Annotated in this window: 17 protein-coding genes; 14 read left to right on the top strand and 3 right to left on the bottom strand. The window is 30.1% G+C overall.

What is annotated here, in order from left to right; genetic code table 11:
* Positions 1 to 4: 4 nt before the first annotated feature.
* The 8 genes from ACI48P_RS18330 to ACI48P_RS18295 all read left to right on the top strand — a co-directional run bounded on the left by ACI48P_RS18330 (position 5) and on the right by ACI48P_RS18295 (position 9009).
* Complete coding sequence (locus ACI48P_RS18330) at positions 5 to 451, top strand: transcriptional regulator GutM (RefSeq protein WP_475218417.1); 447 nt, start codon at positions 5 to 7, stop codon at positions 449 to 451.
* Between the two features lie 24 nt (positions 452 to 475).
* Positions 476 to 1024 (top strand): PTS glucitol/sorbitol transporter subunit IIC, encoded by a 549-nt coding sequence (gene srlA, locus ACI48P_RS18325; RefSeq protein ID WP_475218415.1) that lies wholly within the window; start codon positions 476 to 478, stop codon positions 1022 to 1024.
* A 16-nt stretch (positions 1025 to 1040) separates the two neighbouring features.
* Positions 1041 to 2078, top strand: coding sequence for a PTS glucitol/sorbitol transporter subunit IIB (gene srlE / locus ACI48P_RS18320; protein ID WP_475218413.1), 1038 nt, complete (start codon positions 1041 to 1043; stop codon positions 2076 to 2078).
* Positions 2079 to 2125: 47 nt separating this feature from the next.
* The gene (locus ACI48P_RS18315; RefSeq protein WP_475218411.1) at positions 2126 to 2488 is read left to right on the top strand and encodes a PTS glucitol/sorbitol transporter subunit IIA; all 363 of its coding nucleotides are present in this window, start codon (positions 2126 to 2128) and stop codon (positions 2486 to 2488) included.
* A gap of 154 nt (positions 2489 to 2642) precedes the next feature.
* The gene (locus ACI48P_RS18310) at positions 2643 to 3806 is read left to right on the top strand and encodes a class I SAM-dependent methyltransferase (protein WP_475218409.1); all 1164 of its coding nucleotides are present in this window, start codon (positions 2643 to 2645) and stop codon (positions 3804 to 3806) included.
* A gap of 22 nt (positions 3807 to 3828) precedes the next feature.
* Positions 3829 to 4497, top strand: a complete 669-nt coding sequence (locus tag ACI48P_RS18305; RefSeq protein WP_475218407.1) for a metal-dependent hydrolase — start codon at positions 3829 to 3831, stop codon at positions 4495 to 4497.
* Positions 4498 to 4745: 248 nt separating this feature from the next.
* Complete coding sequence (locus ACI48P_RS18300; RefSeq protein ID WP_475218405.1) at positions 4746 to 8393, top strand: efflux RND transporter permease subunit; 3648 nt, start codon at positions 4746 to 4748, stop codon at positions 8391 to 8393.
* A 4-nt stretch (positions 8394 to 8397) separates the two neighbouring features.
* Positions 8398 to 9009: a TetR/AcrR family transcriptional regulator gene (locus tag ACI48P_RS18295; RefSeq protein ID WP_475218403.1), complete on the top strand. Its 612-nt coding sequence runs from the start codon at positions 8398 to 8400 to the stop codon at positions 9007 to 9009.
* Between the two features lie 87 nt (positions 9010 to 9096).
* Here the strand turns inward: ACI48P_RS18295 and ACI48P_RS18290 are convergent, their stop codons facing one another.
* The gene (locus tag ACI48P_RS18290; protein WP_475218401.1) at positions 9097 to 9804 is read right to left on the bottom strand and encodes a TVP38/TMEM64 family protein; all 708 of its coding nucleotides are present in this window, start codon (positions 9802 to 9804) and stop codon (positions 9097 to 9099) included.
* A complete protein-coding gene (locus ACI48P_RS18285; RefSeq protein ID WP_475218399.1) occupies positions 9791 to 10759 on the bottom strand; it encodes a sulfurtransferase in 969 nt (322 codons plus the stop codon). Before ACI48P_RS18285 ends, ACI48P_RS18290 begins: the two co-directional genes overlap by 14 nt.
* Before the next feature lie 525 nt (positions 10760 to 11284).
* On the opposite strand from ACI48P_RS18285, the gene ACI48P_RS18280 reads away from it, so the two are divergent.
* Positions 11285 to 13210 (top strand): peptidase U32 family protein, encoded by a 1926-nt coding sequence (locus ACI48P_RS18280; protein WP_475218397.1) that lies wholly within the window; start codon positions 11285 to 11287, stop codon positions 13208 to 13210.
* A gap of 13 nt (positions 13211 to 13223) precedes the next feature.
* Complete coding sequence (locus ACI48P_RS18275) at positions 13224 to 14498, top strand: aspartate aminotransferase family protein (RefSeq protein WP_475218395.1); 1275 nt, start codon at positions 13224 to 13226, stop codon at positions 14496 to 14498.
* A 47-nt stretch (positions 14499 to 14545) separates the two neighbouring features.
* On the opposite strand, the gene ACI48P_RS18270 is transcribed toward ACI48P_RS18275, so the two are convergent.
* Entirely contained in the window at positions 14546 to 14923 is a 378-nt protein-coding gene (locus tag ACI48P_RS18270) for a proteasome assembly chaperone 4 family protein (protein WP_475218394.1), read from the bottom strand.
* Between the two features lie 189 nt (positions 14924 to 15112).
* On the opposite strand from ACI48P_RS18270, the gene ACI48P_RS18265 reads away from it, so the two are divergent.
* The 4 genes from ACI48P_RS18265 to ACI48P_RS18250 are packed head-to-tail and all read left to right on the top strand — an operon-like array spanning position 15113 to position 18967.
* Entirely contained in the window at positions 15113 to 16561 is a 1449-nt protein-coding gene (locus ACI48P_RS18265; protein ID WP_475218393.1) for a menaquinone biosynthesis decarboxylase, read from the top strand.
* Positions 16548 to 17417 (top strand): UbiA-like polyprenyltransferase, encoded by an 870-nt coding sequence (locus ACI48P_RS18260; RefSeq protein ID WP_475218391.1) that lies wholly within the window; start codon positions 16548 to 16550, stop codon positions 17415 to 17417. The genes ACI48P_RS18265 and ACI48P_RS18260 overlap by 14 nt, the downstream gene beginning before the upstream one ends.
* Positions 17418 to 17430: 13 nt before the next feature.
* A complete protein-coding gene (locus ACI48P_RS18255; RefSeq protein ID WP_475218389.1) occupies positions 17431 to 18021 on the top strand; it encodes a UbiX family flavin prenyltransferase in 591 nt (196 codons plus the stop codon).
* Positions 18011 to 18967 (top strand): ABC transporter substrate-binding protein, encoded by a 957-nt coding sequence (locus tag ACI48P_RS18250; RefSeq protein WP_475218387.1) that lies wholly within the window; start codon positions 18011 to 18013, stop codon positions 18965 to 18967. Before ACI48P_RS18255 ends, ACI48P_RS18250 begins: the two co-directional genes overlap by 11 nt.
* Positions 18968 to 18980: the final 13 nt, after the last annotated feature.

Raw genomic sequence — 18980 nt, 5'->3', positions numbered from 1 at the left:
ATATATGAATTTTTGGCTTATTATTATTTGTTTTGGAGCAGCATTTATTCTCCAGTATGCTTTTGCGATACTTCAGATGAAAAGTTTTACTAGACACTATGGAAAATTAAGAAGGATAGGTAAAGTGGCTATAGGCAAAAGAAAAGGTGGCTTTATGGCAGGCGCAATAGCAATGCTAGCTGTTGATGATGAGGGAACGATTATTAAAGGTTCATATTTATCAGGTGTTACAGTAATGGCAAGATTTAAAGAACTTGGTGGATTTGAAGGTAAGAACATCGTCAAATTAGTAGAGGAGGATACGTTAAAATATCCTAAACAAGTTAGAAAAGCAATACTAGAAGCCTCTTCAAACTACATCACTATTGTGAATGGTGGTGAAATAAAACAACCAGAAAGCCCATTAAATAAAATGGCTGGTTCAGTAAAAAAATTAGCTACTCAAAAATAGTAAATATGGAGGGAGTAATAAGTTATGGATTTTATCGTTAGTTTTGCAGAAGGATTTATGGGGTTATTTGAATTAGGAGCTCAAACATTTTCAGGATGGGTAACAGGAATAGTCCCAAAGGTATTATTATTATTAATAGCAATGAACACATTAACAATGTTAATAGGTCCAGAGAAAATAAATAAGTTTGCAGCAAAATCATCTAAAAACCCTATAATGCGTTACATGGTAGTACCATTTATAGGAGCGTTTATGTTAGGGAACCCAATGGCTCTATCTTTAGGTAGATACATGCCAGAAAGAATCAAGCCAAGTTTTTACGCATCAGCATCTTATTTCTGTCATACAAGTAGTGGAGTTTTCCCACACATCAATCCAGGTGAAGTATTTATATTCTTAGGTATAGCATCAGGAATAGAAACTTTAGGATTAAGTATAATGCCTCTAGCTGTTCGTTATATGTTAGTTGGTTTAGTTTGTAACTGTATGAGTGGTTGGGTAACAGATTTTACAACTAAAATGGTAATGAAGCAACAAGGAATTGAGTTAAGCAACGAATTAAAAACTGTTTAATAGGGGGAATTTGAAAATGTCAAACTACAATGCAATTAAAATACAAAAAGGTTCAGGCGGATTTGGTGGACCTCTTACAGTAAGACCAACAGAAGAAAAAAATGTACTTTTATATATAACAGGTGGAGGAGCAAAGCCTGATATAGTTGATAAAATAGTAGAATTAACAGGATGTGAAGCTGTCAACGGATTTAAAACTTCAGTGCCAGAAGAAAGAATATTCTTAGTAATAGTTGACTGTGGAGGAACTCTTCGTTGTGGAATATACCCACAAAAAAGAATACCTACAATAAACGTAATGCCTGTAGGAAAAAGTGGACCATTAGCTAAGTTTATAACTGAAGACATATATGTATCAGATGTAGGTGTAGATCAAATATCTCCTGCAGATGGAAGTAGTATAGTAGAAAATGGATCAGCTACACAAGCTGTTGCTAGTGAAAAAGTAGAAGAAAAAGATAAAGATAGACAATTTAAATATAGTACAGACAAGAAAATAACTCAAACTACAAATAAAGATGGTAGTGCAAGCTTTATAACAAAGATAGGTATGGGAGCTGGTAAAGTAGTAAACACATTCTACCAAGCATCTCGTGATGCAGTACAAACAGTAATAAATACAATATTACCATTCATGGGATTCGTTGCATTATTAATAGGTATAATACAAGGATCTGGAATAGGTGATTTCTTCGCTAAATTAATGGTGCCACTAGCTGGTAACGGAATAGGCCTTGTAATACTTGGGTTTATATGTTCACTACCATTCTTATCTCCATTATTAGGACCAGGTGCAGTTATAGCACAAGTTATAGGTACATTAATAGGGGTAGAAATAGGTCTTGGAAACATAGCACCGAGCTTAGCACTACCAGCATTATTTGCAATAAACACTCAATGTGCAGCTGACTTTATACCAGTTGGATTAGGACTTGCAGATGCTGAACCAGAAACAGTTGAAGTTGGGGTTCCATCAGTACTGTACTCACGTTTCTTAACAGGGGTACCTCGTGTTCTTATAGCATGGGCAGCTAGTGTAGGATTATATCAATAAAATAATTAAAAAAGAAGAAATAAGAAATAAGAAAGTAGGGAAATATTATGACATTAGTATATAAAAACATGATAAAAAGTATAGGATCAGCAGTAGAATCAATAGAAGGGGAAGAAATGTTTATATTATTTGGAGATAATGCTCCAGATATGCTAAAAGATTTCTGTTACTGTGTAGATATAGAGCCAGTAAGTAAAACCATAGAAGCAGGGCAAATACTTACAATAGATAATCAAGAATTTAAGATAACTGCAGTAGGTAATATTGCAGAAAAGAACCTTGCAAGCTTAGGACATGTAACTGTAGTATTTGATGGTTCATCAGAAGCTAGCTTACCAGGAAGTATATATGTAGAAAAAAAATCAGTTCCAACATTAAAAGTAGGTACTGAAATATCAATATTAGCCTAATATCTAAATTAACATAGGAGTTGCTTATAAAGATTTATCTTTTATAAGCAACTCATTTTTACGTTTGTAATAAACTTGGTGGGTTGAAATAATCCAGTATGTATAATAATATTGTTATAGCGAAAATAAAATTTATGATAAGGTGTGTCTAACTATGGAAGATTTAATAAAAGCAATCGATGAAATAACTAGCCAAGAAATTATTAAGGTAGTTATAAGCAATAAAAGTAATAAAGAACTTGAGTATAATAAGGTAGTATTTGCTCTTAAGGAAAAGAACAAGAAGCAATATTATCAAATAGAAAAATATACAGATAAGCAAGTATTCCATGAAAATATTGAACTAGATAATCTAAAAGAAAAGATGGTAGAGCTTATTCCAGGAAATTACAAACAAATAGCAGCTTGGTCTGATAGTACTACATTTGATTTGAAAATTTCAAAAAAAGGAAAAATATTCTTAGGCAAGAAGAAAAGTAATAATGAAGGCCTTGTAAATAAGAGTCATAATAAAGAAAAAAATTACATATTAAAAGAAGGTATGATAATACAGCCTTTAATAGATTTGGGTGTATTTACAAAAGAGGGTAAGGTAGTAAACTCAAAATATGATAAGTATAAGCAAATTAATAGATTTGTGGAAATTATTGACGATGAAATAAAAAAGAATAACTACGAAGAGCTTACAATTCTTGATTTTGGATGTGGAAAATCATATTTAACATTTGTACTTTATTATTACTTTGTAGAAATAAAAAAGATAAATGTTAAAATGATAGGCCTAGACCTTAAAGTAGATGTAATAAAGAAATGTAATGATATAGCTAAGAGATATAACTATGAAAATTTAAGCTTTGAGCTTGGAGATATTAATGGATTTAAGTATAACAATAAAGTAGATATGGTAATAACATTACATGCATGTGATACTGCAACTGATTATGCTTTATACAATGCTATAAAGTGGAATAGTAAAATGATATTCTCAGTTCCATGTTGTCAACATGAATTTAATAGTCAAATGAAACCAGAATCTTTATCAATACTTAATAGATATGGTATAGTTCAAGAAAGAGTAGCAGCTCTTATGACAGATGCAGTTAGAGGTAATTTATTAGAAGCAGTAGGCTATAAAACTCAGTTATTAGAATTTATAGATATTGCTCATTCTCCTAAGAATATATTAATAAGAGCTTCAAAATCAAATATATCTGATGCTAAAAAAGAAAAATCATTAAAAGAAGTAAATGATTTAATAAAGGAATTTAATTTTAGTCCTACGTTATATAAATTATTAAAAGAAGATAACTTAATATAGTACAAAATATTGGGAGGTAGCTATGATTAATTTAAAATATTATGGACATGCAAATTTTCAATTAGATAATGGAGAAATAAGTATATTAATAGATCCGTTTTTCACTGATAATCCTGTTAATACTACTAACGTTGAGGATGTAAACTGTAACTATATAATAGTTTCTCATGCTCACTTTGACCATTTAGGAGATGCAATAGAAATATCGAAGCGTACAGGAGCTACAATAATATCAACTGCTGAAATAGCAAATATGGTTGCAGAACAAGGATGTAACTCGCATGGAATGCATATAGGTGGAAAATATAACTTTGAGTTTGGGTTTGTTAAAGCTACTATGGCACTACATGGTTCTGGTATAGCAGGCGGTCATGCAGCAGGATTTATAATCAACTTCTTTGGAAAAACAATATACTTTGCAGGAGATACAGCTTTATTTGGTGATATGGAACTTATAGGTAGACTTAATAAAATAGATTATGCATTATTACCAATAGGAGATAACTTTACAATGGGACCAGAAGATGCACTTGAAGCAGTAGGATTTTTAAAACCAGATACTGTAATACCAATGCATTATGATACATGGCCATTGATTGCACAATCGCCAATTGATTTTAAAAATGAAGTAGAAAATAGATTTGGATCTAAGGTAACAATAGTTAACTTTGGTGAAAGTATAGAATTATAATAAAAAATAGATTGTTAAAAATAAAAGGCATTGTCTTGTTCCTAGGATAATGCCTTTTATTATTCTCTATATTAAATAGAAAATATAATTTTTTATATATAATTGCATATTGACAGATTTTATAGGATAAGCTTTGTGAAATTTACAGAAAATAAATACTAATAACTTGTAATTTGCATAATTTAATACTAATATTATTATATGTGGCTGACCAGTCAGTTCTGAGAAAAAAGAGAGGGGAAAATAGTTTGATTCCAAAGTTTAGTGTTAAAAAACCATACACTGTAGCAGTGGCTGTAATCATGGTATTTATATTAGGTTTTGTTTCATTTATGAACATGACAACAGACTTATTACCAAGTATAGATTTACCATATGTTATGGTGAATACAGTATATCCAGGAGCTAGTCCTGAAAAGGTAGAAGCTTATGTAACTAAACCATTAGAACAAGCATTAGCAACTACTAGTGGCGTTGAAAATATAAGTTCTGTATCAAGTGAAAACTCAAGTTTAGTAATGTTAGAGTTTAACCAAAGTGTTAACATGGATTCTGCAATGATAGATATGAGTGGTAAAATTGATATGGTTAAAGGTCAATTTGAAGATGGTGTAGGTACACCGATGCTTATGAAAATGAATCCAGATATGATGCCAATAATGATGTTAAGTATAGATATCGAAGGCATGGATATAAAAGATGTAACAAAGTATGTAAATGAAAAAGTTATGCCTGAATTTGAACGTATAGATGGTGTAGCAGTAGTGGAAGCTATAGGATTAGTTGAAGAACAACTAAAAGTGAAGTTAGATGAAGAAAAAATAAATGCATTAAACAATAAAATTTTAGCAAGCATAGATTCAGAGTTAGCAACACAGCAAAAAGAGTTAGATAAAGCAAAATTAGAAATTAATAAATCAAAAACAGCACTTGAAAATCAAAGTAAGACTCAGAAAGATAATTTAGCTAATGCAACTTCAGAGTTAAAGAATGCAAAAAAACAACTACAAGATGCTGTAAATGCAATTGGAATTCCCAGAGATGAATTAGTAACAAATATAGATAATGGAAATTCAATCATTGAAAAAAATAAATCTCAAGTAGCTATATTAAAGGCTATGTTAGATAAACTTCCATCAAGCGCTACTTCAGAAAGAGAAAAAATTGAAGAACAAATAAAAACATTAGAAGATGCAACAGCTAAAATATCTCAGGGTATTGAAGGTGCTAAAAAAGGTGTTGAAGCTTATGATGCATTAGCCGATTTAGAAAAAAAAGAAAAAGAATTAGAAGGTGGTAAAAATACTTTAGAGCAAGAATTGTCAAAGGCATCAAGTCAATTATCAGAAGGTGAAGCACAGTTAAATACTGCTCAAACTCAACTAGATGATGCTAAAGACAAAGCTTATAAAGCTGCAAATATTAAAGATAAAATAACTACTGAAATGATAGGTAAAATTCTTATGGCAGAAAACTTTTCTATGCCAGCTGGATACGTTACAGAAAATGAAACACAGTATTCAATTAAAGTAGGAGATAAGTTTAAAAGTATAGAAGAACTTAAAAACTTATTACTATTTTCTGTAGATGTTGAAGGAGTAGGAGAAATAAAAATAGGTGATGTCGCAAGTGTACAGTTAACTGATAACTCTTCTGATACTTATGCAAATATAAATGGAAATGAAGGTGTAATGCTATCATTCCAAAAATCTAGTACTTATTCAACTTCAAATGTTACTAAAGCAATAAATAAGACTATTGAAAAGTTAGCATCAGAAAATAAAGATATGCATATAACTACACTTATGGATCAAGGTGTATATATTGATATGATTGTAGATAGTGTATTAAGTAACTTAATATACGGGGGTCTTTTAGCAATAATTGTACTTTTAGTATTCTTAAGAAGTTTTAAAACTACAGTGGTTATAGCATTTAGTATACCAATAAGTGTATTATTCTCTTTAGTACTTATGTACTTTAGTGGAATAACATTAAATATAATATCACTATCAGGATTAGCTCTTGGAGTAGGTATGTTAGTTGATAATAGTATAGTAGTTATTGAAAATATTTATAGACTACGTAACCAAGGAATGAGTATGGCAAAAGCAGCAGTTTACGGAGCTAAACAAGTATCAGCTGCCATCTTTGCATCTACATTAACAACAATATGTGTGTTCTTACCAATAGTATTTACACAAGGAATTACAAGACAACTATTTACAGATATGGGACTTACAATAGCATACTCATTAATAGCAAGTTTAATAGTTGCATTAACGGTTGTTCCTGCAATGTCGTCAAACTTACTTACAAAAACTGATGAAAAAGAGCACAGATTTTTTAATAAGTTTGTAGATTTATATGAAGTAGTTTTACGTAAAAGTTTAAAGCATAGATGGGTAGTATTATTATTTGTAGTATTCTTATTAATCTTTAGTGGTTATAAAGCGGTAAATATGGGAACTACATTTATGCCAAGTATGGACTCAACTCAAATGTCAGCTAGTATGACTATGCCAGAAGGTACAAAAAAATCAGATACTTTAGCTATGAGTGATGAGTTTGTTGATAGAGTATTATCAATTGAAGATGTAGAGACTGTAGGAGCCATGGAAGCTGGTGGACCATCAATGTTTGGTGGAAGTGGCGATGGAATGTCTTTCTATATAATATTAAAAGAAGATAAGAAACTGACAAATTTAGAAGTAGAAGAATTAATTTATGAAAAAACAAAGGATATGAAGGCTGAAATAAGCATAATATCTTCTAATATGGATATGAGTGCATTAGGTGGTTCTGGTATTCAAATTATCGTAAAAGGAAATGATTTAGATAAATTACATGAAATTTCCCAGGAAATAGCGAAAATACTTGAAGAAACAGAAGGAACAGTGGATGTATCTGATGGATTTGAAGATGTATCAAGTGAAACTCGTGTTGTAGTTGATAAAAATAAAGCTATGGAGTATGGATTAACAGTAGCTCAAGTTTATCAAATAGTATCTGGAGCATTAGAAACAGAGAAGTCATCGACTAATGTAACTATAGAGAATAACGACTATCCAGTTGTAGTAGGAAAAGATACAGAAATAACACGTGAAAATCTAAAAGATTATATTCTAAAAGGAAACAAAGATGGGGAAGAAGTAGAAATAAAACTTGGCGATATTGCAAGCATAGAAAAATCAGAAGGATTAAACTCTATAAGTCGTGATAATCAATCTAGATATGTTACTGTTAGTGCAGGAATAGATTCTAAACACAATATAGGTTTAGTAAGTAGAGATTTAGAGTCAAAATTAAAAGATTATAAATCACCAGATGGCTATACTATAAAAATGGCTGGTGAAAATGAGACAATAAACAAATCTTTAAGAGATATGGTATTAATGGGAGTAATGGCAATAGTGTTTATTTATTTAATAATGGTTGCTCAATTCCAATCATTATTATCTCCGTTTATAGTAATGTTTACGATTCCATTAGCATTTACAGGAGGATTACTTGCATTATTAATTACAGGTAATGAGATAAGTGTAATATCAATGCTAGGCTTTTTAGTACTATCTGGGGTTGTCGTAAACAATGGTATAGTATTTGTTGATTATATTAATCAACTTAGAATAGAAGGATTAAGCAAAACGGATGCAATAATAGAAACAGGAAGAGCACGTATAAGACCAATACTTATGACAGCATTAACAACAATACTGGCAATGTCTACAATGGCAGTTGGAGTAGGGATGGGTGCAGAGATGACTCAAGGGTTAGCTATTGTAACTATTGGTGGATTAACTTATGCTACAGTTCTTACTCTAGTAGTAGTGCCTATTTTATATGATTTATTCCATCGAAAAGAAATGAAGTATACAAGAATAGAGGAGGATTAAAGATATGAATGAAACATCATATTCTCCAAAGGAAATATTAGTATTCAAAGGTTTTAATAAACTTATTGAAGAAGGCACCAGTATAAACAATATTAGAGTATCTGACATAGCAAAAGCAGCAGGGATAGGCAAAGGCACAGTGTACGAATATTTCAAAAGCAAAGAAGAAGTAATAGCCAAATCAATTTTTTACGAAATGCAAATGGAATTTATGAGTATTTTAGAGAAAAGCGATAAAGCTGATGGTTTTAAGGAAAAGTGCTATGTAGGTTTTCAGGAAATAATGGAACTAATGACCAAGAAAATGGCATATTTTCAATTGTTATTAACAAGTAAAGAAATACATGAAGTATTTAATTGTTTAAATGATGGTAAGGATCAAATAATTGAATTTAGAGATTTTATATTGAAAATTCTAGAGCCAACAATAAACATTGGAATAGAAGAAAATATTATTAATCCTAATTTAGATAAAAAATATATTCAAAGTGTATTTATAAGTGTTTGTAGTGGATTATCTACAATGGTACATTTTCAACTTGGAGAGTTAAAGAAAGAAGACATAGAATGTAATAAAGAAATGGCATATACAATGCTTATTAAGTCAATTAGTTAGATAATATGTTATAAACTAATATAAATAAAAATCAACTAATTTAAAAAGAGGTTATCTCAAATTGTATTTGGGATAACCTCTTTAATATTACTTATTTATGGTATTAGTTATATTGTTATGATTCTTGTCTTTGTGCATTTTACTTAGCATAAGTATAAATATTGTTATTGAGGAGAGTATTAATAAACTCATCATTATATCTTGTGAAGCTCCTGAGAGCATATTTCCTACATATGAATATACAATGGTAGCTGGTAGAATACCTATGCCTGTAGCTATAAAAAATTGACTAAACTCCATAGATGTAAGACCTGATATATAACTTATAATATCAAAAGGCACAAATGGCAAAAGTCTTGCTATTAATATTGTATATTTTCCATATCTATCAAAAAAAGTATCTATACTATTTAAGGATAGCTTACTAGTAAGGCTATAAATAATTTCTCTAACTAAAAACTTTGATAAATAGAAACAAAGCATAGCTCCAATTAGGATACTAGTCCAGGATAATATAGCACCGTAAAACCACCCAAATAATGAAGCATTAGCAATAATAATTATAAGAGCTGATAGAGGCGCAATCACTGATTGTAAAACCATTAAAGAGAATGATACAATTGGTGCAAATACACCGAAAGAAAGTATATATCCCTTCATTGCATCTATATTTTCCATGCTTATATAAAATACCATTTGGTTTATGCTTCTATTAATATATGGTATATATAGGTATGTAGCAACTAAACTTATAACTAATCCTATTTTTAATAAGAAATTTTTATTCGACTTCAAGAGAAGAGTCTCCAGCCCATTCATGATATGAAGCATCATAGTTTTTAACATTTTCATATCCAGCATTTTTTAGAACTAAAGCCATATGAGCAGATCTTATTCCAGCAGTACAATACGTAACTATGGCATCATCTTTAGATATATTAGCATCGCTCATTATTTTATCTATTTCTTCATTTGTTTTTATGCTTCCATCTTTAGCATAAAAATCATTAAAAGAAATATTTATTGCACCTGGTAAATGACCTCCTCTAACTTCACCATATTTTGTTGCACCTTTGTATTCGTCAGCTTCTCTTGTATCTATAATTTTAAGATTTTCTATATTAGATTTTATTTCATCAGTAGTTATATTAGCTGCAGCACTTATTTCTTCAACTTTAAAATCAGAAGGCGTTATAGTCACAGCATCTTTATTAGTTTCTAATCCTTCTGCAGTCCAAATATCAAATCCACCATTTAATATTCTAGCATCTACACCAGCAGCTTGTAAGCACCAAACTATTCTTCCGTCATCTCCCCATCCACCTTTGCTAGCATAAACAACTACTTTGCTATCTTTAGTTATACCTAAACTACTTAAGCTAGTAGATAAAGCTTCTTTGTCTTGTAAAGTTCCCCATCCTGGATCTCCACCTTTGCCATCCATTTTAGCTAAACTTTGCCATGCTACATTTATTGCGCCAGGTATATGACCTTTATTATATGAGTCAGCATCTCTAGCATCTATTATTATAATATTTTCATTGCTCATATTTTTTTCTAACCATGATATACTTGTAAAATAATCATTATTTTCATAAGTATAATCATCTTTTGTAGTTACTGTAGTAGTTTCTTCAACTGGAGCTTGATTAGAGTCATCTTTACTTTCAGTTTTGTTTGAACAACCTATTACAACACTTCCCATTAAAAATACTGATAATAAAATTGCTATTTTCTTATTTACTTTCATTTATAAAATCTCCTCTATAATAAAATTGTTTATAGTAACGCATTAATTATATCAAATAATAGTAATATTATTATGGATATGTCGAATTATAGAAAAAAACAATAATATATGTAATAAGTATAGATAATATATATACATATATCATTTTATTGAATAAATTTTAACAAAATAATATTCTGAGAAAGCGTTAGATATAAAAGCATAGTGATTGAAAGTAAAAATAACTAATTGTTAGTATAGTCATTGTAAAAGCCTGGAGTAGAAAAAATATAAACTACAGTAATATAATTTATAGTTATAAAAATAGTGAATAGTTCATCTAAAAGTCAGATAGTAAAAAAAATAACTAATTGTGATATAATTAACTACGAAACAATGAGTAAAATTTAGTAGATATAAAAAATATTTAATATAGGAAATAAAAAAATGCCTATTCTAGATTTCATCAATACCAGTTACATATCTGGAATAAAGATGATTTTAGAGTAGGCTATTATTTAAATATGGTAAAAAGGGAGCAATATAATGAGTAGGTATTTTAATAATCAAGAAGTAGAGTTACTAGCACCTGCTGGCAACTTTGAGATATTTAAAGAAGTGATAAAAAGTGGTGCAGATGCAGTTTATATGGGTGGGAAAATATTCAACATGCGTATGCACAGAAAAGATTTTAACTTTAATAATGAGGAGTTAGAAGAAGCAATAAGAATGGCTCACTCTTTAGGAAAAAAGGTATATATTACAGTTAACAACTTATTAAGTGTTCAAGACTTAGAACAAGCAGAAGAATATCTTAGATATTTAGATAAAATTAAACCGGATGCTCTTATAGTACAGGATATGAGTATAGTTAAAATGATCAAAGATTTAGGACTAAACCTAAACTTACATTCTTCTGTTATGATGAATGTGCATAACTTTGAGACTATAGAAAAGTTAATGGAACTTGGAATAACAAGAGTTGTTACATCAAGGGATATTGATTTAAATACTATAAAGCAATTTTCAGTAAGAACAAATATGGAATTTGAATATTTTGTACATGGTGATATGTGTGTAGCACATGGAGCACAGTGTATATATAGTGGAATGTTATTTGGAAAAAGTAGTAATAGAGGTTTATGTATGAAACCTTGTCGTTGGTCTTATAAAATTAATAAGGATGATAAACAATACAATACGACTTTCCCTATGGCGGTAAAAGACATGTACATGTATGAAAATATACCAGAATTAATAGAAGCAGGTGTAGTTTCATTTAAGATAGAAGGAAGAATGAGAGATGCGAAATATCTTGTAGATTTAATAAATTATTACAGTGATGCTATAGATAGATATATTGAAGATCCTATATCTTATAATAGAAAGAAAGATGCATTAGCATTATATAATTCAAGAAAAAGAGATTTTTCAACAGGTTATGCTTTTGGAAATCCGGGTCTTTCATATATAAATGAACGATATGAAGGTACAGGTAAATTTTACAGTACAGGTAAGGTATTTAGTAATCCAGTAAATGAGTTTGATATTACAGAGGACAGAATAAAAGAGATAAATGAAATGCTAGAAAATGAAAATAACAATAATAAGAAAGTAGAATTAAGTGTAAAAGTAAATTCTTATGAAGCTGCTATGCTTGCAATAGAAGAAGGTGTAGATAAAGTTTATTTATCAGGAGATGTTTTCGAGCCAAAGAAACCATTTACTAAAACAGAGATTTTAGAAATTACTAAAAATAAGAAAAACTCTAAAATATATTTATGTCTTCCTAAGATGATGTTTGAAAGTGATTTTTCAAAATATAATCATTTATTAAGAAATAGTGATTTAGGTATAGATGGAATAGTAGTTACAAATTTAGGAGCAATAAATAAATTTAAAGACTTAAACTTAGAACTTATTGGAGACAGCTCATTAAATATTTACAATAAAATCTCATCAGAGTTTTATAGAGAAGAAGGTTTAAGTACTGGTACACTTTCATGTGAATCGCCAGTAAGCAACACAAAGGATATATTATTGAACTCAAAATTACCAATAGAAATTATAGCTCAAGGATCACCAACAGTAATGTATATGAGTTTAGATATATATGAAAACACAAATGTATTAGAAGCAGAAGATAATATAAATAGAAGATATAATGCCGAAGGTGTGTTACTATTAGTAGACGATAAAGGTAATGAACACCCAGTTTATAGGGACAATTCTGGTAATAACCATATGTTACTTACGAAAGAGCTATGTTATTTACCAATTCTAAAAAGTTTAAGTGATTTAGGAGCTAAATGCTTTAGAATAGAAGGTTGTCATTATAATAATGAAACATTAAGAACTGTTATAAAAGCTTATAAAAAAGCTATAGATAATTTAGATGATTGCCAAAATATATTTAATGAACTTAAATATGATTGCTTAGGTTATACATTAGGAGCAATGCAATTTAATTAAGGAGATGATGATTTTGATCGGTGCACAAAAGATAATTGAAAAGAAAAAAGAATATTTATATCCATCATCACATGGAAATCATTTTTATAAAAATCCACCTCAAATAGTAAAAGGGGATATGCAATACTTGTATGATTCTGAGGGCAAAGAATATATAGATTTCTTTGCAGGAGTATCAGTAATGAACTGTGGTCATTGTAATAAAGAAATTTTAGAAGCAACTATAAACCAAATGCAAACACTTCAACATACTACAATAATTTACTTAACAGAGGGTATGGTAAACTTAGCAGAAAAATTAGAAAAAGTGCTTCCTGGAAATTTAAGACGTTCATTTTTCTGTTGTACTGGATCTGAAGCAAATGAAGGTGCTATGTTACTTGCTAGACTATACACGGGCAAAAATGAGTTTATAGCTTTAGAAAATGGGCTTCACGGTAGAACTTATTTAACAATGAGTGCAACATCAATACCTATGTGGAGGGCAGACCCAGATTTATCTCCTAAAGTTCATTTTGCAAAAAATGTATATAGTGAAACTAAGAATTTAGAAGAGGCAGCTAGAGACTCTTTAAAAAGTGTAGAAGAAATAATAAAAGCTAGAGGTGCTGAGAATATAGCAGCATTAATAGCTGAGCCAATACAAGGTAATGGAGGTATAATAACTCCACCGTATTGGTATTTTAAAGAAATGAAGTCTATATTAGAAAAAAATAATATTTTACTTATAATAGATGAAGTTCAAACTGGATTCGCAAGAACGGGTAAGATGTTTGCTATAGAAAATTATAATGTAGTACCAGATATAATGACTGTTGCAAAGGCTTTAGGTAATGGAATGCCAATATCAGCATTTTGTACAAATGATGATATAGCTAAAGCATTTACTAAACCATCAGCATCAACACTAGGTGGAAACCCTGTTTCATCTTCTACTGCTATGGCAGTACTTGATTTTATAGAACATAATGATTTATGTAAAAAGGCTGAAGAATTAGGAAATCTATTAAAAGAAAAGTTAGAAGCGTTAAAATCAAAACATAATATAATAAAAGAAGTTAGAGGAATAGGCTTAATGCTTGGTGCTGAAATGGTTAAACATAATGGTGAAGCTGCAAGTGAAGAAGTTGATATTATACTGGAAAAGCTAAAGGACAGGGGATTAATAGTGGGTAAAAATGGTGTGAACAGAAATGTACTTGCTTTCCAACCACCGTTAGTGATATCAGAAGAAAATATTGAAACATTAATAAGCAATTTAGATGAAGTATTATATGAAGTTGAATAGATAGAAAGTGCTTCCTTGATATAGGGAAGCACTTTTTAAGGGTAAAGTTATTTTAAATTTTTCAGGTTCATTATTAAGTCATTAATCAATTCATTAATAGTAGAATTCAAACCTTGAATATCTTCAAAAGTTATATTTTTTATGTGTATTCCACAAGAAACTACTATTGTACTGTTTAATTTACTAGATAGTTTTTTAGCGCAATTTTGTGCTATAATATCTTCTTTATGACCAGTAATTGTCAACAATGAAACAGAAGAACTTATTTTATTAATATCTTGTAAGCTAGGTCTAGGAATACCTAAGGCAACAGCGCCTATATGGGGGATATCTCCACCATAGATACTAATATTAAAGTCATTACCCATTTTCACGGCAGAACAATTTATATTGTGATTTTTAAATTTTTTACTTAGTTGTAACATTTTAAGTCTCCTTTTTAAGGTCAATTATATATTTAAAATAGTTAAGTCTTAATTATATAAATAATTATAGTATTTACTATGAAAAAAATATATATTTAATCCAACTAATTGTAAAAATAAGCTATATATAACTTTAATTAAAAATATTGAAAATAAAATCTTAATAAGATAAATACTAGGAGGGCATATATGTCTTTTAAGGACTTACAGACATTTATAAATGAATTAGAAAAAAAGGGTGAACTAAAAAGAATAAGTACAGAAGTTGACCCAGAATTAGAAATAACAGAGATAACAGATAGAGTATCAAAAAACTATGGACCAGCCTTATTGTTTGAAAACGTTAAAGGCTCTAAATATCCTGTATTAATAAATGCAATGGGAACATATGAAAGAATGGCTATGGCACTAGGTGTTGACCATATAAATGATATTGGAAATGATATTGAAGAATTTATAGATATGAGTAATTATATGGGACTAATGAATAAAATTAAATCGCTCCCAAGATTAAGTAGGATGGCTACAGTTTTCCCAATAAAATTGCCAAAAAAGGGAGCTTGTCAAGAAGTTATAAATCATGAACCAGACTTAACAGAATTACCTGTACTTAAGTGTTGGCCAGAAGATGGAGGTAAATTTATTACATTACCTTTAGTTATAACAAAAGATCCTGAAACAGGAATACAAAATATGGGGATGTATAGAATGCAAGTATACGATAAAAATACTACAGGCATGCACTGGCACTGGCATAAAGATGGAAGAGAAATATATGAACAATACAGAAAAATAGGTGGAAAAATGCCTATATCAGTAGTATTAGGATGTGATCCAGCTATAACTTATGCAGCAACAGCTCCATTACCTAAGATGGTTGATGAATTAATGCTTGCAGGATTTTTAAGGAAAATGCCTATAAATACAGTAAAATCTATAACTAATGACATATATGTACCAGCAGATGCAGAGTTTGTTATAGAAGGGTATGTAGATGTTAATGAAGAGTTAAGAAGAGAAGGACCATTTGGTGACCATACAGGATATTATTCTTTAGCCGATGATTATCCAGTATTCCATGTAACTTGTATAACTCATAAGAAAAATCCAGTTTATCCAACAACAATAGTAGGAAAACCACCTATGGAAGATTGTTATATGGGTAAAGCAACAGAGAGAATTTTCTTACCGCTGCTTAAGATGATGAATCCAGAAATAATAGATATAAACTTCCCTCTAGAAGGTGTATTCCATAGTTGTGTAATAGTATCTATAGATAAAAAATTCCCTGGACATGCTAGAAAAATAATGAACTCTATATGGGGAATGGGTCAAATGATGTACACTAAAATGATAATAGTAGTAGATAAAGATGTTGATCCTCAAGATGTTTCAGCGGTAGCATGGAAAGCTTTCAACAACATAGATGCAAAGAGAGATTTAGTAATTTCTGAAGGACCATTAGATGCACTAGATCATGCAGCTCAAATACCATTCATGGGAAGTAGAGTAGGTATAGATGCTACCAAAAAGTGGCCAAGTGAAGGGCATACTAGAGAATGGCCAAATGATATAGAGATGAGCGACGAAATGAAGGAAAGAGTAGATAAAAGGTGGTCAGAGTATGGACTTGAGTAAAATAAAAAATAAAGTAACTGATTATGGAACTTTAGTTATGTTTTCTCATACTATTTTTTCATTATCATTTGCTTTAATTTCAATGTTATTAGCAGGAAATAATAAGTTGAATTTTAATACAATATTTTGGATATTAGTAGCCTTTTTAGCTGCTAGAACAGGTGCAAATGCACTTAACAGAGTTATAGACGCTAAAATAGATGCAAAAAACCCGAGAACAGCAACAAGACAGTTGCCTCAAGGATTGATGAATAAAAATGAGATATTAGTTTTTGTAGTTATATGCTTTGCCATAATGGTATTTGCAGCATATAAGCTAAACACTATATGTTTATTATTATCTCCAATAGCATTATTCTTAATGACTATTTATTCATATACAAAAAGATTTACCTGGGCTTGTCATATAGTATTAGGAATAACATCAGCAGCAGCGCCAGTTGGTGCGTGGCTTGCAGTTACAGGAAAATTATCATTAATACCATTAGCAATGGGAGCGGCTAATACTGTTTGGGTAGCTGGTTTTGATATTATATATGGAGCTCAAGATTATGATTTTGATACTAAAAATGGGATACACTCTATACCTGCTAAATTTGGAGTGAAGAATGCACTTTTAATATCAAGGCTATTCCATGTTATTGCACTATCTTGTTTGTTTGTAGTAGGAATGTTAACTCCTCAACTAGGTGTTATCTACTACATAGGATTAACAATAATTGCTATACTATTTGTTGTACAACATAGGATGGTAAGTCCAGATAACTTAAAAAATGTAAAAGTAGCATCTTATAATGTTAATCAGGTTATAAGTATTGTATTTTTAATTTTTGGACTTGTTGATTGTCTAATCTAGGAGGAGTGATCACATGAAGAAAATAGTAGTAGGAATAACAGGGGCTAGTGGTAGCATATATGCAAAAAGATTAATAGAATTACTTATAGAAGAAGGAATTCAAGTTCATGTAATAGCTACAGAAAAAGGTAAGCAAGTTTTTAGCTATGAGCTTTCATTAAATCTTGAGAATTGGATTAAAGAATTAAGTATAGATTATCCGAATGTTAAGTTAGAGGATAATAATAACTTATTCTCAGGGGTTGCAAGTGGATCAAATAAATATGACGCGGTCATAATATTACCTTGTTCAATGGGAACTTTGGCAGAAATAAGTCATGGTTTATCTAAAAACTTATTATGTAGAGCAGCAGATGTTGCATTAAAAGAAAATAGAAAATTAATAATAGTTCCAAGGGAAACTCCACTAAATACAATACACTTAGAAAATATGTGTAGATTATCAAAAATGGGAGTAGGAATTATTCCTGCAATGCCAGGTTTTTATCATCATCCGAACAGTATAGATGATATAGTTAATTTCTTAATAGGTAAAATATTAGACTATTTAAATATAGATAATAAATTATTCAAAAAATGGGAGGACACAAAACATGAAATTTAAAAAATTAATGACTGCATTTATGGCAGTAGCTGTAATGACTACGATGGTAGCATGTGGAAAGGCTGATGAAGCCCCACAAGGAGAAAAACAAGAAACTAGTAAATTAACTTTAGGGGTAATGGGTTCTATAGACTCTATACCTATGGTTATAGCTCAGGAAAAAGGATATTTCGAAGAATTAGGTTTAGATGTAGATTTACAAATTTTTAAGGCGGCAAAAGATAGAGATGCAGCATTACAGGCAGGGGAATTAGATGGTGTATTAGCAGATGAAGTAGCTATATCTATATACCAAAACTCAGGAATAGATATGAAAATTACAGGAACTACTAGTGGGTACTTTACGTTAGTAGCAGGAAAAGATTCAGGTATAGAATCAACTAAGGATTTAGTAGGAAAAAAAGTTGGTATGTCAGAACGTACGATGATGGATTACTTAGTTGATTACATAGAAGCAGAAAATGGGTTAGATGATAGTGCTATGGAAAAAGTAGCTATACCAGTTATGCCAGCGAGACTTGAAGCATTAAACAACAATCAAATAGATGCAGCTATATTACCAGCACCATTTAGTGATAGTGCAATAGCTAACGGTGGAAAAGAATTAGTAAAGATAGAAAATAAAGATATAATGTTATCTACAACAGCATTTTCTCAAAAAACATTAGATGAAAATAAAGATGCTGTACAAAAATTCTATGATGCACTAGATAAAGCGATAGAGTATATGAACAAAACTGATATATCAGAATATGAAGATACAGTAATATCTACAGTTGGGTATCCAGAAGACATGAGAGGAAAAATATCTTTACCAGAATTCCAAACTCATTACTTACCAAGTGAAGAAAGAGTACAAGCAGTATTTGATTGGTCTTTTGAACAAGGGATAATAGAAAAAGAATTAAAAGCTAGCGATATAATAAGTGAAGCAGGAATAAATTAATTCGGGGAGAGTA

This window comes from Romboutsia sp. LXY-2 (assembly GCF_056171995.1).
Note: the sequence above shows the minus strand (reverse complement) of the source record. Positions and strands in the feature narration are given on the sequence as shown.

Bases quoted from the DNA above. Each gene is read 5' to 3' on its own strand.
- ACI48P_RS18330 (WP_475218417.1), top strand. From the start codon at position 5: ATGAATTTTTGGCTTATTATTATTTGTTTTGGAGCAGCATTTATTCTC.
- srlA (WP_475218415.1), top strand. From the start codon at position 476: ATGGATTTTATCGTTAGTTTTGCAGAAGGATTTATGGGGTTATTTGAA.
- srlE (WP_475218413.1), top strand. From the start codon at position 1,041: ATGTCAAACTACAATGCAATTAAAATACAAAAAGGTTCAGGCGGATTT.
- ACI48P_RS18315 (WP_475218411.1), top strand. From the start codon at position 2,126: ATGACATTAGTATATAAAAACATGATAAAAAGTATAGGATCAGCAGTA.
- ACI48P_RS18310 (WP_475218409.1), top strand. From the start codon at position 2,643: ATGGAAGATTTAATAAAAGCAATCGATGAAATAACTAGCCAAGAAATT.
- ACI48P_RS18305 (WP_475218407.1), top strand. From the start codon at position 3,829: ATGATTAATTTAAAATATTATGGACATGCAAATTTTCAATTAGATAAT.
- ACI48P_RS18295 (WP_475218403.1), top strand. From the start codon at position 8,398: ATGAATGAAACATCATATTCTCCAAAGGAAATATTAGTATTCAAAGGT.
- ACI48P_RS18285 (WP_475218399.1), bottom strand. From the start codon at position 10,759: ATGAAAGTAAATAAGAAAATAGCAATTTTATTATCAGTATTTTTAATG.
- ACI48P_RS18280 (WP_475218397.1), top strand. From the start codon at position 11,285: ATGAGTAGGTATTTTAATAATCAAGAAGTAGAGTTACTAGCACCTGCT.
- ACI48P_RS18270 (WP_475218394.1), bottom strand. From the start codon at position 14,923: ATGTTACAACTAAGTAAAAAATTTAAAAATCACAATATAAATTGTTCT.
- ACI48P_RS18265 (WP_475218393.1), top strand. From the start codon at position 15,113: ATGTCTTTTAAGGACTTACAGACATTTATAAATGAATTAGAAAAAAAG.
- ACI48P_RS18260 (WP_475218391.1), top strand. From the start codon at position 16,548: ATGGACTTGAGTAAAATAAAAAATAAAGTAACTGATTATGGAACTTTA.
- ACI48P_RS18255 (WP_475218389.1), top strand. From the start codon at position 17,431: ATGAAGAAAATAGTAGTAGGAATAACAGGGGCTAGTGGTAGCATATAT.
- ACI48P_RS18250 (WP_475218387.1), top strand. From the start codon at position 18,011: ATGAAATTTAAAAAATTAATGACTGCATTTATGGCAGTAGCTGTAATG.